This window comes from Dehalococcoidales bacterium (genome assembly GCA_028716225.1).
In the GTDB taxonomy this organism is placed as follows: Bacteria; Chloroflexota; Dehalococcoidia; order Dehalococcoidales; family UBA5760; genus UBA5760.
This window is the reverse complement of record JAQUQE010000002.1, coordinates 98,928-112,308: the sequence shown is the minus strand read 5'-3', so window position 1 is coordinate 112,308 and position 13,381 is coordinate 98,928. Positions and strand designations below refer to the sequence as shown.

Here is a 13,381-nt window from a genome sequence, read left to right as displayed (position 1 = left end):
TAGCATAATGGATATACCGTCTATCAAAACGGGAGTTGCCCGACAGGTTAGTGATGCCGCGCTGGAAATATTCTCTCCGGCATTGTTAGAATGTAGAAGGGGAAGATATGAGACCGTTAAGCTATACTCAGATTGCTACCTACCAGAGCTGCCCTCTGCTTTACCGGCTGCAGTATATCGATGGATTGAAGCCTAAGGAGAAGGGGTATTTTAGCTTTGGTTCAGTCCTTCATCTGTGCGCCGAGTATTTCTTCAGGGTCAAGGTGCCGCCACCGCCGTCGCTGGATGAGCTACTCGACTATTATCAGCAAAGCTGGCTTTCTGAAGGGTATCAATCCGCTGAGGAAGAAGAGAATTATCAGTCCTATGGTAGAGAGATACTGATCGGTTTCTGGAGGATTCACAGCGCTGATTTTAGAATGCCGCTGGCTATCGAGAAGATGTTTTATATCGATATCGATGGTATCAAGCTGAGAGGCTTTATTGACCGGGTGGACAAACTGGATAGCGGTGGCTTGTCCATAGTTGATTACAAATCAAACCAGGAGTTGTTTTCCAGCGAATACCTGGGGAGTAACCTGCAGCTCACGTTGTATCAACTGGCGGCCGAGCAACTCTGGCATCTTCCGGTGGAGAAGCTAACACTGTATCACTTAAGGTCGAATACTCCCTGTAGTTGTCAGCCGAGGCAGGGATCGCAGCTTGAGAAAGCCAGGCGGCTGGTAGTGGAGGTGGCGGAGAACATTGCCGGTAACCGGTTTCCTGCTGTCGAAAACCAGTATTGCCCCTGTGATTTTCCGGAGCACTGTCCATACTATCGCCATCAGTATATGGGAAACAGTCTTGATTCAGACCGGCAGGCGGCTCTGTCCCGTATACCTGAAGCTGATCTTGTTGAGAGGTATGTTTCTCTGCAGGCCGAGATAAAAGAACTGGAGTGCCAGCTTGAAGAGGTAAGACGGATGATTGTTGACTTCTGTCAGAATGAGGGTTTAAGCCGGGTCTTTGGTCGGGAGCATGCTGTCACCTATAAACTGGTTGAGAAGACCGGTTTTAGTGAGGATATGGTCAGGACGTTGCTTGAACCCGAGGGACTGTGGGGGGAGGTATTGAGCTTCGACCAGTCCAGACTTAGGCAGCTCATTACCGGAGATAAGCTGGCCGAGGACATCAGACAGAAGCTGAAAGCCTTGAGGCAGGTCATATCCACTTATCCCCGGCTTCTTCCTAAAAAGCTTACCGATGAAGAGTGATCCAGGGCCGGTTTTTATCAGTAGACCGTCAAACGATGTGATAGAGGGCTACCCCCCACTTTCGGAAGTGGGCTTTCTCTAGCCGGCGCAGTCGTTTCTGGAATACTGCTCCGTCGATATTCTCGATGGTCATTACCAGAGCATCCTCTCTGTTATCGGTATAATAGCTGCGGCGGATATCCATCTGGGTGAAACCGTACTTATGGTATAGCTTCTGAGCTGCGGTGTTGGAGGCCCTCACTTCCAGGGTGAGGATATGGGCATTCTGTTCAATAGCCAGGTTTATCATAGCTATCAGCAGGTGTTCGCCTATACCCTGCCGCTGATGGCTGTGTCTTACCGCGATGTTGGTTATATGAGCTTCATCAGCCATCAGCCAGAGGCCGGCGAAACCGACAACTCTTTGTTTCTCAGTTCTTTCGGTCGCCGTCCCGTCTACACAGGCAGTAATATAATGGGCCAGGCTTACCTTAAGCTCACGCTCGTAGTTGGCCGGCGGCCACATGGTAGGGAAGGCTTCGCGGTCAATCTCAGTGACCTGGTCAACATCCTCGCGGCACATCCGGCGTATGTAGTAAGACAATTCACTTTCCTCTTTAAGACATGCCTGACTTTTCGGGCATTATTGTAGCACATTCCATGCTGTCTGATATAACCGGGGCGCTGTAAAGACTATCTTTTTGGGTATCTCATTCGTTATAATCTATGCACAGGATAATACTCGTAAATAAATACCATTGACGAGCGAGGAGTTATCAGGTGCAGGATGAGGAGAGCCTCGTACAACGAGCGAAGCAGCACGACCAGGAGGCTTTTACACAGTTGTACGAGAAGTACTTTGATAAGATATATCGCTATGTATCGCTCAAGGTAGGGGATAGAATGGAAGCCGAGGATATTACCCAGCAGGTCTTCCTCAAAGCTATTAAATCCATCTCTTCCTTTAGGTGGAAGGGGTTTCCTTTCTCATCCTGGCTGTTTCGTATTGCCCACAATCAGGTTGTGGATTACCTGAGGAAGAAGACGAAGAGGGAGACCGTTGCCCTTGATGATACCCTGCTGGCCAGTGATGATGACCCTCAACTGGCGTTAGAGCGTAAGCTGGATATTGAGCAACTGGCTCTGGCGACAAAAAAGTTGACCCGGGCGCAGCAGGAGGTAATTTCTCTCCGTTTTGCCGGTGATTTGCCGATTGCACAGGTAGCCAAGGTTATGGGCAGGAGCGAAGGAGCAGTAAAGGCATTGCAGCATAGCGCTGTAGTAGCTCTACGTAAAGAACTAACTGGAATGGGATAGATGAAGAATAATAGAGAGTTCGAAAACATCCTGGACGATTGCTTGGAGCGGCTGGCTAGGGGCGAGACCCTGACGCATTGTCTTGAGAGTTATCCGGAGCAGGCAGAGCAGCTCGAACCGCTGCTGCGGACGGCTCGCGTAGCCAGTGAGACGCTGGCGATTCTGCCCCGCCCCGAGTTCAGGGCCAGGGCGAGGTATGAATTCCAATCGGTGCTTCAGGAAGTGACTGCGAAGAAGAAGCTGTCCCTGTTTAATTTGAGGACGCGGTTGGTAACGGCGGTAGTGGCAATCAGCGTTATTCTGGTGTCTGGGGGTGGCACTGTGGTAATGGCCAGCGGCAGTATGCCGGACACCCCCCTATATACGGTGAAGCTGGCCAGTGAGGAAGTGCAGCTGGCGCTAACCCCATCTGATACCGATAAGGCAGAGGTATGCGTTATGCAGGCCAGCAGGAGGGTAGACGAGATAGTATATCTGGCTGATAAGGGTGATGCCGAGCAGGTTGAAGTGATTGCGGAGCGTCTGGATGAATGCCTGGGAACTTTGTTGGAGATAGCCTCTGCTGAGAAAGCGGAGGCGGTAGCGGTAGAAGAAGATGCTGTTCCCGCAGCACTGATGGCGGTGCCGGAAATAACGCCGGATCAAGAAGCATCGGTGTATGAGAATGATGCTACTGAACAGAGAGCGTGGGCTGGTGATGGCGATCTTGAGGAGCTGAAGACGACTGTGGTTAGCAATGCTGCCAGTAACCAGTCTGCTCTAATCCGTAAGTTGATGGTTGCACCGGAGTCGGTCAAGCCTGCCCTGCATCGGGCAATCGCGGTCTCGGCCGCTGGCTACGGAAGAGTTCTCACCGTATTAGATTAGTCCGTGGCCTTTTTCTTATCCTCGGGCAGGCTAACCAAATGATGGTTTTACCGTCTTAATTCTAAGAAGTGAGTGAAAGCGAGTTCTCTTAAAGAAGGAGGCAGGAGATGAGCAGAAAGTGGCTTCTGGCAATAGCACTGGTACCGATAGTACCGGTGGTTGCCCTGAGCGGTTGCGGTGCTGGTTTACCGGGTATCAATGGAGTCGGTTCGGGTAACTCCCCGTCGACCCTCGAGGTTAGCCTGGATAGTCAGCAGGCAGGAATCTGGGTTACCGGACAGGGTAAGACAATGGCGGCTCCCGATGTCGCTATTCTGAGGGTGGGTATTGAGGCCCAGGAAGCAACTGTGGCTGAGGCTCAGGTAGAAGCAATAGAGGCGATGGATGGGGTGATGAAAGCCATGACCGATAGCGGTGTGGCAGAGAAGGATATTCAGACCCAGTACTTTAATGTCAGTCAGGTTACCCGATGGGATGATGTGAAGGGCGAGAGTATTGTCGTCGGCTACCGGGTGACTAATATCGTGAGCGCTAAGATCAGGGATATCGATAAGGCGGGCGCTATCATTGATGCGGTCGTTGTAGCCGGGGGTGATTTAACCCGTATCGATGGTATTGAGTTCACTATTGACGACCCTCAAGGCTACTATGAAGAGGCACGGCAGGAGGCGGTCGCTGATGCCAGGGCCAAGGCGGAGCAACTGGCCGCTCTGGCAGGCGTCAGCCTGGGGAAGCCTACCTATGTCTCTGAGAGTGCCCAGTCGTCTTCCATCTACCAGAATGAAGGGATGATAAGCTACGATATGGCTAAAGCAGTACCGGAAACATCAATTAGCCCCGGTGAGATGGAGGTTAGCCTTACCGTTCAGGTTTGCTACGCTATTCTCGACTGACCGCATGATTGACTCGGGGAAGGGTGAAGATTCTGGGGGAATCCTGCTTGGAGGGTTCCCCTCATCTTTGGCCCTGCCCTGATTTAGAGCAGGGTTGGTTGAGGTGGTTTCCCCTTGTTGTAGGGCCGTTTGAGGTGTTCGTAGGCTAGTCTGGTGGCCAGCCGGCCCCGGGGAGTCCGGTCCAGGAAGCCCAGTTGCATCAGATAAGGCTCGTAGACATCCATAATGGTGTCGGCTTCCTCGCTGACTGAGGCGGCAATAGTGTCCAGTCCCACCGGACCACCGTTGAATTTGTCGATGATAGTGCTGAGGACCTTATGGTCGATTTCATCGAGGCCGATGGGGTCTACCTCCAGCTTACCCAGTGCCTCGACTGCCACTGGCTGGGTAATCAGCCCGTCGGCCATTACCTGAGCGTAGTCTCTTACTCGTTTGAGCAACCGGTTAGCGACGCGGGGGGTGCCCCTGGCCCGGCGGGCTATCTCTGTTATTCCTTTGTCCTCAACCTCTATTTGAAGAATCCGTGCTGAGCGTTTCAAGATTTCTTCAATAGAGGTGCGGTCATAAAAATCGAGTCGATAGACAGCACCAAATCGGTCTCTCAGTGGTGGGCTGAGCAGGGCAAAACGGGTCGTAGCACCGATCAGGGTGAAGTCAGGTAGATTTATCCTCAGGTTTTTAGCACCGGGGCCCTTACCGATGATGATATCCAGGGCGAAGTCCTCCATAGCCGGGTACAGTATTTCCTCAACCGTTCGGTTGAGACGGTGAATCTCGTCGATAAAGAGTATATCCTGGCTGCGCAGGTTGGTCAGAATTGCTGCCAGGTCCCCGGTGCGTTCTACTGCCGGGCCGGAGGTAATCTTTATGTTGACCCCTACCTCACTGGCTATGATGTGGGCCATGGTAGTCTTACCTAGCCCCGGGGGGCCGTAGAGCAGTATGTGATCGAGCGCTTCACCCCTGTTCTTAGCGGCGGTGATAGCTATCTTCAGGTTTTCCTTGACCTTAGTTTGACCGATGAAGCCAGTTAGCTGCCGTGGTCTCAAGCTGTTGTCAAGTGATGTGTCGTCAGCACTGAGTTTGCCTGATATAACCCGACTGATAGTATTCTCCTCCCTTGATCCTCGTTTAGGTCATTATACCACAACTTTTCACGAGCGGTGCATTTGCTGGCCGGTGTCTGTTGATAAAAAACCGCCCCGACCTGATCGGGGCGGTTTCAACTTGTAGTAGAGATTAGCTTGTATCGCGGGCTTCAGATAGCCAGCTCCCTTAACTCTTCGCCTTCGTTCTCTCTACCGGCTGTTAGCTCTGGATTACCCTCAGTAATTGAATGGCAGGCCGGTATTAACTTCCCGATGATGACATTCTCCTTGAGCCCGTTAAGTTTATCCACCTTGCCGGCCACGGCTGCTTCGGTAAGCACCTTGGTAGTCTCCTGGAAGGAGGCCGCGGCTAACCAGCTGTCAGTATTCAGTGAAGCGCGGGTTATTCCCATTAAGACAATGTGGGCAGTGGCTGGCTCCCCGCCCTCGGCAAGAACCTTAGCGTTAATATCCTCGTAATCGAACTTGTCTAACAGCTCTCCTATTACCAATCCGGTGTCTCCTGATGAATCAATATAAACCTTGGTCAGCATCTGGCGGACGATAACCTCGATGTGCTTGTCGTTTATGTTTACCCCTTGTGATCGGTATACCTTTTGTACTTCGTCCACTAGGTAACGCTGGACGGCCTCTTTCCCGGAAATATGAAGAATGTCCTGTGGGTCAATAGAGCCGTCGGTCAAACGGTCTCCGGCCTGTACTCTGTCACCGTTTTGGACACGGATATGGGTGGCTGGGGGAATGGAGTATTCCCGTACCTCATTATCCTCATACCTTATCAGTATCTTTTCCCCTTGAATGGTGACCTCACCGCTGACACGGGCCAGTATTTGTTGATTTTCAGCGGCGAGTGATTGCTCCTGTGGCGAGTTTTCATCAGACTGAGGTGGGCAAGCCAGTGGCGTACCGACGTCCACCCAAGCTTTATCCTGCGTCAGGAGCAGCCAACCGGCGGGTGGTGTGTATTCATCATAGAATACCTCGGAGCTGACGATCTTGATTCTTCTCCCCTCTTCATCATCCACTATTTCAGCTGTGCCGTCTATCTCTGAGATGATGGCCTGGGCCTTGGGCGTTCTGCCTTCGAATAGTTCTTCGATCCTGGGCAGACCGGTGGTGATGTCCAGTCCGACGACGCCGCCGGTGTGAAAGGTGCGTAGAGTTAACTGGGTACCCGGTTCGCCGATGCTCTGGGCGGCAATTATGCCTACCGCCGTGTTTAGCTTGATCAGCTTGCCGCAGGAAAGGTCCCAGCCATAGCATCGCTGGCAGGTGCCTTGCCTTGACTGACAGGAGAGCGGAGACCTGACGTGAACCTTGGTCAGCCCGGCATCAATAATCTTCTTCGCCTTATCGTCATCGATTTCTTCATTACGGTCAACGATGGTTTCATTTGTCTGCGGGTCAACCACTTTACTGGCAGCCAGACGGCCGGTTATTCGTTTAGCGAGTGGCGGTAGAATTTCACCTTTTTGAGGTTCGGATATCCATATTCCATCCAGGGTGCCGCAGTCTTCCTGGCGGATGATGGTATCCTGAGCGACGTCAACGAGACGTCTGGTCAGGTAACCGCTCTCCGATGTTCTTAGTGCGGTATCCGCCAGTCCTTTACGAGCGCCATGAGTAGAGATAAAGTACTCCAGAACATTAAGCCCTTCACGCAGGCTGGCCTTAATGGGAAAATCGATGATCTTACCCGAAGGATTGGTCATCAAGCCCCGCATGCCTGCCATCTGCCTGATCTGAGAAATATTACCCTTGGCCCCTGATGTTGACATCATATAGATGCTGCCGTAGCGGTCGAGAGAATTGGAGATAGCCTCTGTAATCAGGTCGGTGGTTTCCATCCACACACCGATAACACCATTATAACTTTCGTCTTCGGTGATTACCCCACGGTTATATTGCTCTTTGATAGCGGCCGTTTTTTCCTCGGCGTCTTTTATCAATCTTGCTTTGGCCTCTGGAATTTTGACGTCGCTCATGCCGATAGTAGTTCCTGACTTAGTAGCATACCGGAAGCCCAATTGCTTCAGATTGTCCAGTACTATTGCCATTTCCTGGCTGCTCAGCAGCTTATAGCAACTGTCTACTATTTGCTTCGAGGTTGATTTATCGATTACCTTGTTGTAATCACGTAGTTGCTGGGGCAGCACCTCGTTGAATATGATACGGCCGGCACTGGTCTTAATCCTCTGGTCTTGCCCGGTAATCCTGACTTCGACCTCAGCCCTGAGGTCAATAGCATCGATATCATAGGCAAGTCTGGCCTCTTCCAAACTGCCGAAGATCTTACCTTCCCCCTTGGCGCTTGGTTTGATGGTGGTCAGGTAGTAGCAGCCGAGGACCATATCCAGAGTCGGGATTACGATTGGCTCTCCGCAGCTTGGCAGCAGCATATTGTGGATGCTGAGCATTAGCTCTCTGGCTTCTTTAACCGCAGCTTTGGATAGAGGTAGATGGACCGCCATCTGATCGCCGTCAAAGTCGGCGTTGAAGGTTGAGCATACCATGGGATGGAGTTGTATGGCGCTGCCGTCGATAAGTACCGGCTCAAAAGCCTGAATGCCGAGCCGGTGGAGGGTAGGGGCCCGGTTTAGTAACACCGGACGTTCCTTAATAACCTCTTCCAGGATATCGTATACCTCGGGATTGGCCCTTGCCACCAGCCGGCGGGCGCTCTTGTCACTGAAGGCAAGTCCACGTTCCATCAATCGATGCACAATAAACGGTTTGAATAGCTCCAGGGCCATCCTTCTGGGCAGACCGCATTGGTGGAGCTTAAGCTCCGGGCCGACAACGATGACCGAACGTCCGCTATAGTCAACCCGTTTACCCAGAAGATTTTGGCGAAACCGTCCCTGCTTGCCTCTAAGCATGTCCGATAGTGACTTTAGTTTATGGTTACCGCTGAAGGAGACAGCTCGTCCTCCTCCCTTCTCGTTGTCGATAAGAGAGTCGACCGCTTCCTGAAGCATTCGTTTTTCGTTGCGGATGATAATATCTGGGGCACCTATCTCTAGCAGATGACGCAGACGGTTATTGCGGTTAATCACCCGGCGGTACAGGTCATTAAGGCCACTGGTAGCGAACCTGTCTCCGTCGAGCTGGACCATAGGTCTGAGGTCTGGTGGCAGTACCGGCAGCACCGTGAGAATCATCCATTCGGGTTTATTGCCGCTACGGCGGAAGGTTTCCACTACCTGTAGCTGCTTGCTTGCCTTCCTGCGGCGTTGTCCTGAAGATAGGCGGGTCTCCTGAATTAGAGCATTGTGTGTTTCCTCAAGGTCAATTTCTTTGAGAATATGGAGAATAGCCTCGGCTCCCATCCCGGCCTCAAAAATGTCGCCGAACTTCTGTTTCAGTTCCTGGTAGCGGTTCTCATTGAGCAGTGTGTGCTTACGCAGGTCTTCCAGTTGCTCAATATCGCTGGCGGAATGCTCTTCAAGCTGGACCTTTTCGTCGGTCCAGTCGCGCCGGAGCTGATTTATCTCCTCCACCGTTGCCCCTGACTGCTCCGTCTCGGTGATTTTGGCCTCTAAGACATTTTTACGCTCCGCTATTTCCTGGGAGTTTTTCTCTTTAAGTTCTTCAATCGCTCTCTGACGTGCTTCTTCGTCTATCGAAGTTATTATATAGTGCGAGAAATACAGGACACGCTCCAGACTTCGTGGCGACAGCCCGAGCAAAAGTCCCATCCGACTGGGGATTCCCTTGGCAAACCAGATATGGCTGGCCGGACTGGCCAGCTCGATATGCCCCATCCGTTCCCGGCGTACTTTAGACCGTGCTACCTCAACGCCGCACTTGTCGCAAATTACTCCTTTGTAGCGTATCTTCTTGTATTTACCGCAGAAGCACTCGAAGTCCTTAGTCGGGCCGAATATCTTTTCGCAGAAAAGTCCATCTCTTTCCGGCTTGAGAGTACGGTAGTTGATAGTTTCCGGCTTGGTCACTTCACCATATGACCAGCTCCTGATCTGCTCTGGTGAAGCGAGAGAAATACGGACGGCATCAAAATCATTAACTTCAAGCATTATCTTCTTTCACCTCTTTTTCGGTGGGATCCGTAGTCTCATCGGATATAACCGCTTCTCCGGTGGGAGATTCTATATTTTCCTCGGGCAAGGCTGCTTCTTTTTCTGCTTCAACGGGCGCTTCAGCTTTGAGCTCGGCGACCGGTGCTGAGGCTACCCCGGTTTCCTCGGGGATGTTTGCCTTTTCCTCTTCCTCACTGATTACCTCGACAGCAAGCCCGAGGCTGCGCAGTTCCATAATCAGGACCTTAAAGGATTCCGGTACCCCCGATTGGATAAAGTCTTCGTTCTTGACAATAGCCTCGTAGGTCTTGGCTCGACCACTGACATCGTCTGACTTGTTGGTTAGAATTTCCTGAAGGTTATGCGCGGCGCCGTAGGCTTCCAGTGCCCAGACCTCCATTTCGCCGAACCGCTGTCCACCAAATTGTGCCTTACCACCCAGGGGTTGCTGGCTGATCAAGGAGTAGGGGCCGGTAGAACGGGCGTGGACCTTATCTTCGACCAGGTGGTTCAGCTTTATCATATAGATGTTGCCCACGGTGATCGGTTGGTCGAAAGGTTCTCCGGTATGCCCGTCGCGAAGCTCAACCTTCCCTTGAACAGGGGCAGCGAGGTTCCGCTCGACGCTCACTCTTTCCACAGTCTGTGCGAGTTCTTCCCGGTTAAGGTCGCGACTGGGTATCTTCAGGTCTTCGAGCCATAGGCGTAGGCAGATTTCCTTTGCCTCACCGGGATAATCATCGCTGAAGGCTTTCTCTCCATCATAGCCCTGACTGCTAACCCATTCCTTAGCTTTTTCTATTTGTATAGTCGGGTTTTTACTACCGGTGGTATTATCTACCGCTCTGGCCTTTCGGGCCAGCCAGGCTCTGGATAGTTCATCCTCGATATCAGAATCGTCGGCGCCGTCGAAGACCGGAGTAAGTACCTTGATGCCCAGTGTTTGGGCGGCCCAACCGAGGTGAGTTTCTAGGATCTGGCCTAAATTCATTCGCGACGGCACGCCGATCGGGTTGAGAATCATATCTACCGGTGTCCCGTCGGGTAGGAAAGGCATATCCTCAGCGGGTGCTATGATGGAGACGACTCCTTTGTTGCCGTGCCTTCCGGCCAGCTTGTCTCCTACCGATACCTTCCGTTTTTGCGCAACCCATATCTGTACCCACTGGTTGACCCCGGCGGGCAGGTCATCCCCTTTACTACTGTCGAATTTCTTTACTTTGATTATCTTACCCCACCCACCGTGAGGCATCCTTAGCGAGGTGTCCTTTACCTCCCGGGCCTTCTCGCCAAAAATGGCCCGTAGCAGCTTCTCTTCGGCAGACAGCTCGGTTTCACCCTTTGGCGTGATTTTACCGACCATTATATCGCCGGGACCGACGTCGGCGCCGATTCGAATAATGCCTGTTTCATCGAGATTGCGGAGGCTCTCTTCACCGACATTTGGAATATCCCGGGTGATTTCTTCGGGTCCTAATTTAGTGGTCCTGGCTTCAATCTCGTGCTTGGAGATGTGGATAGAGGTAAACTTATCCGCCTCAACCAGTCGACTGCTGATAATAATGGCATCCTCATAGTTATAGCCCTCCCAGCTCATGAAGGCGCACAGGATATTCTGACCGAGAGCCAGCTCGCCGCTGTCGGTGCCTGAGCTATCGGTAATAACCTGTCCTGTTTCTACCCGGTCGCCTCTATCGACCACCGGGTGCTGGTTAATGCAGGTGCCCTGGTTGGTACGCACAAATTTCATAAGAGGGTATACATCCTGCTCCCCGTCATCTTTAGTAACGACTATCTGTGATCCGGTAGCCGAGGTTACCTCGCCGGGATTCTGGGTCAGGAAGACCTCGCCGCTGTATCTGGCGGCTTCGACCTCCATTCCGGTAGCTACCAGGGGGGCCTCGGGGCGGAGCAGGGGTACTGCCTGCCGCTGCATGTTGGAGCCCATCAGGGCACGGTTAGCATCGTTATGCTCAAGGAATGGGATCAGTGCTGTGGCGACGCTGAATACCTGCTTCGATGATACATCCGCAAATCCGATCTCTTCGGGTGCGGTCACTATGTAGCGCTCAGCCAGCCTTGCCTCAACCTGGTCGTCTACGAACTGGTTACGCGAGTCAAGTCTGGCGTTTGCCTGCGCAATGGCATATTTGTCCTCCTCATCCGCAGTGAGATAAACAATCTCGTTAGATACAAACGGCACTACCTTTATCTTTCTGGTCGACAGCTTGGACAACTGACGGGCGGCGGCATCGGTGATTACGCTGCCGGCTTTGATTATTGTGTTGTCCTGGTCGTCAGCCACGGCTTCACGTGCCGTCTTACCCTTAAGGCCTTTATCCTTATTGCTCATCTCGTTGATGACACGCCGGTACGGAGTTTCGATGAAGCCATGCTGGTTAATACGGCTGTAGATAGACAAAGAGCCGATAAGGCCGATATTCGGTCCCTCGGGGGTTTCAATAGGGCAGATTCTGCCATAGTGTGAAAAGTGGACGTCACGAACCTCAAAGCCGGCCCGCTCCCGGGATAGGCCTCCCGGCCCCATGGCTGACAGGCGGCGTTTATGAGTTATTTCAGCCAGCGGATTGGTCTGATCCATGAATTGGGATAGTTGTGAACTGCCGAAGAACTCCCTGATGGTTGCTGCTATGGGACGGGCGTTGACCAGCGTACTGGGAGTTACTGCTTCTGAGGTTAGAATACTCATCCGTTCCTTAACTATCCGCTCCAGGCGCAGCATACCGATGCGGAGCTGGTTTCGAATAAGCTCGCCGACGGTGCATACCCTCCGGTTGCCCAGATGGTCAATATCGCTGGCGACATCATCACCGTTATTGATCATAATCATGCGTCTTATGATGTTGACGATGTCTTCTTTATCTAGGACTCGCAGGTCTTTAGTCTCGTCAAGTTCCAGCCGTTTATTGAGCTTATAGCGTCCGACTTCCCCCAGGTCGTAGCGCTGAGAGTCAAAGAAGAGGTTTTTTATCAGTCTCTGCGCATTCTCGGTAGTAAGAGGATCGCCGGGTCTCAGTCTTTTATAGATGTCAAGCAGAGCGTCGGTGGTATTGTTGATTAAACGGTCCCGTTCGATGGTTGACCGGATGTACTGGTGTTGCGTTGAGTTGTCCTCTTTAACGAAAAGCTCGAAAAGTTCTTCATCGCTGCTGTAGCCGATAGCACGTAGCAGTGTCGTGATCGGAATTTTGCGTTTACCGTCTATCTTGACGGAAATAACATCCCGATTACTGGTATCAAGCTCCAGCCATGCGCCGTGGGTGGGAATCAGCTTGGCATGGCACAGGCTGCGGCCGCTTGAGGCATCTTCCTGGAGCGTAAAGGAGACGCCGGGCGAGCGGAGCAGCTGGCTTACCACCACCCGTTCCGCCCCGCTGGTAATGAAGGTGCCTTTTTCTGTCATTAAGGGAATGCTGCCGAAGAATAGCGATTCTTCCTTGATTTCACCGGTGCTTTTAATAAGTAGTTTTGCCTTGACGTAAATGGGGGTTGAGTAGGTTAGGTCGCGGTTGCGGCACTCCTGTTCGGAGTGTCGGGGGGGGCGGAATTCGTAGCTGACAAAGTCCAGTCTCAGTCTGTTGCCGGTAAAGTCCTCGATGGGGGATATCTCCTCCAGCAACTGCTTCAGTCCCTCTTCTTGCAGCCAGCGGAACGACCTTAATTGGACCTCGATTAGATTGGGGACTTCCAGTATCTGTGGTAATCTGGCATAGGATTTTCTGGGTACAGGAGAGCTTTTCTTCACGGTGTTTGTTGACGTAAAAACCATATTTAGTCCTACTCCTTAAACAGACACGATAGATTTTCTGTATTACTATCGCACTAAAACAAGACACAATAAGGCCAAAGGCATGTTGAGGAATGATATAAAAGATAAGATTTAAGAGGCATAGTACAAATTC

General features: G+C 52.0%; 8 protein-coding genes. 4 read left to right on the top strand and 4 right to left on the bottom strand.

Going from position 1 to position 13,381, the window contains the following annotated elements; translation table 11 throughout:
* The first annotated feature begins 107 nt into the window (after positions 1-107).
* Positions 108-1,253 carry a PD-(D/E)XK nuclease family protein gene (locus PHI12_02030; GenBank protein ID MDD5509580.1) on the top strand — a complete coding sequence of 382 codons (1,146 nt, stop codon included), beginning with the start codon at positions 108-110 and terminating at the stop codon, positions 1,251-1,253.
* 28 nt (positions 1,254-1,281) lie between these two features.
* Here the strand turns inward: PHI12_02030 and rimI are convergent, their stop codons facing one another.
* The gene (gene rimI, locus PHI12_02025; protein MDD5509579.1) at positions 1,282-1,836 is read right to left on the bottom strand and encodes a ribosomal protein S18-alanine N-acetyltransferase; all 555 of its coding nucleotides are present in this window, start codon (positions 1,834-1,836) and stop codon (positions 1,282-1,284) included.
* Between the two features lie 176 nt (positions 1,837-2,012).
* Between rimI and PHI12_02020 the strand changes: the two genes are divergently transcribed.
* The 3 genes from PHI12_02020 to PHI12_02010 all read left to right on the top strand — a co-directional run bounded on the left by PHI12_02020 (position 2,013) and on the right by PHI12_02010 (position 4,309).
* On the top strand, positions 2,013-2,549 hold the full coding sequence (locus tag PHI12_02020) for a sigma-70 family RNA polymerase sigma factor (GenBank protein ID MDD5509578.1): 537 nt from the start codon (positions 2,013-2,015) through the stop codon (positions 2,547-2,549).
* Positions 2,550-3,416, top strand: coding sequence for a DUF5667 domain-containing protein (locus PHI12_02015; GenBank protein ID MDD5509577.1), 867 nt, complete (start codon positions 2,550-2,552; stop codon positions 3,414-3,416). It abuts the gene before it with no gap.
* A 107-nt stretch (positions 3,417-3,523) separates the two neighbouring features.
* Positions 3,524-4,309 carry an SIMPL domain-containing protein gene (locus PHI12_02010; GenBank protein MDD5509576.1) on the top strand — a complete coding sequence of 262 codons (786 nt, stop codon included), beginning with the start codon at positions 3,524-3,526 and terminating at the stop codon, positions 4,307-4,309.
* Positions 4,310-4,392: 83 nt separating this feature from the next.
* Here the strand turns inward: PHI12_02010 and ruvB are convergent, their stop codons facing one another.
* The 3 genes from ruvB to PHI12_01995 form a co-directional block, all read right to left on the bottom strand.
* Entirely contained in the window at positions 4,393-5,415 is a 1,023-nt protein-coding gene (gene ruvB, locus PHI12_02005; protein ID MDD5509575.1) for a Holliday junction branch migration DNA helicase RuvB, read from the bottom strand.
* Between the two features lie 152 nt (positions 5,416-5,567).
* Positions 5,568-9,455, bottom strand: a complete 3,888-nt coding sequence (rpoC, locus tag PHI12_02000) for a DNA-directed RNA polymerase subunit beta' (GenBank protein ID MDD5509574.1) — start codon at positions 9,453-9,455, stop codon at positions 5,568-5,570.
* The gene (locus PHI12_01995; GenBank protein MDD5509573.1) at positions 9,448-13,248 is read right to left on the bottom strand and encodes a DNA-directed RNA polymerase subunit beta; all 3,801 of its coding nucleotides are present in this window, start codon (positions 13,246-13,248) and stop codon (positions 9,448-9,450) included. Before PHI12_01995 ends, rpoC begins: the two co-directional genes overlap by 8 nt.
* Between the last annotated feature and the right edge of the window lie 133 nt (positions 13,249-13,381).

Coding starts and splice junctions, on each gene's coding strand:
- PHI12_02030 (MDD5509580.1), top strand. CDS start 108: ATGAGACCGTTAAGCTATACTCAGATTGCTACCTACCAGAGCTGCCCT.
- PHI12_02015 (MDD5509577.1), top strand. CDS start 2,550: ATGAAGAATAATAGAGAGTTCGAAAACATCCTGGACGATTGCTTGGAG.
- PHI12_02010 (MDD5509576.1), top strand. CDS start 3,524: ATGAGCAGAAAGTGGCTTCTGGCAATAGCACTGGTACCGATAGTACCG.
- rpoC (MDD5509574.1), bottom strand. CDS start 9,455: ATGCTTGAAGTTAATGATTTTGATGCCGTCCGTATTTCTCTCGCTTCA.
- PHI12_01995 (MDD5509573.1), bottom strand. CDS start 13,248: ATGGTTTTTACGTCAACAAACACCGTGAAGAAAAGCTCTCCTGTACCC.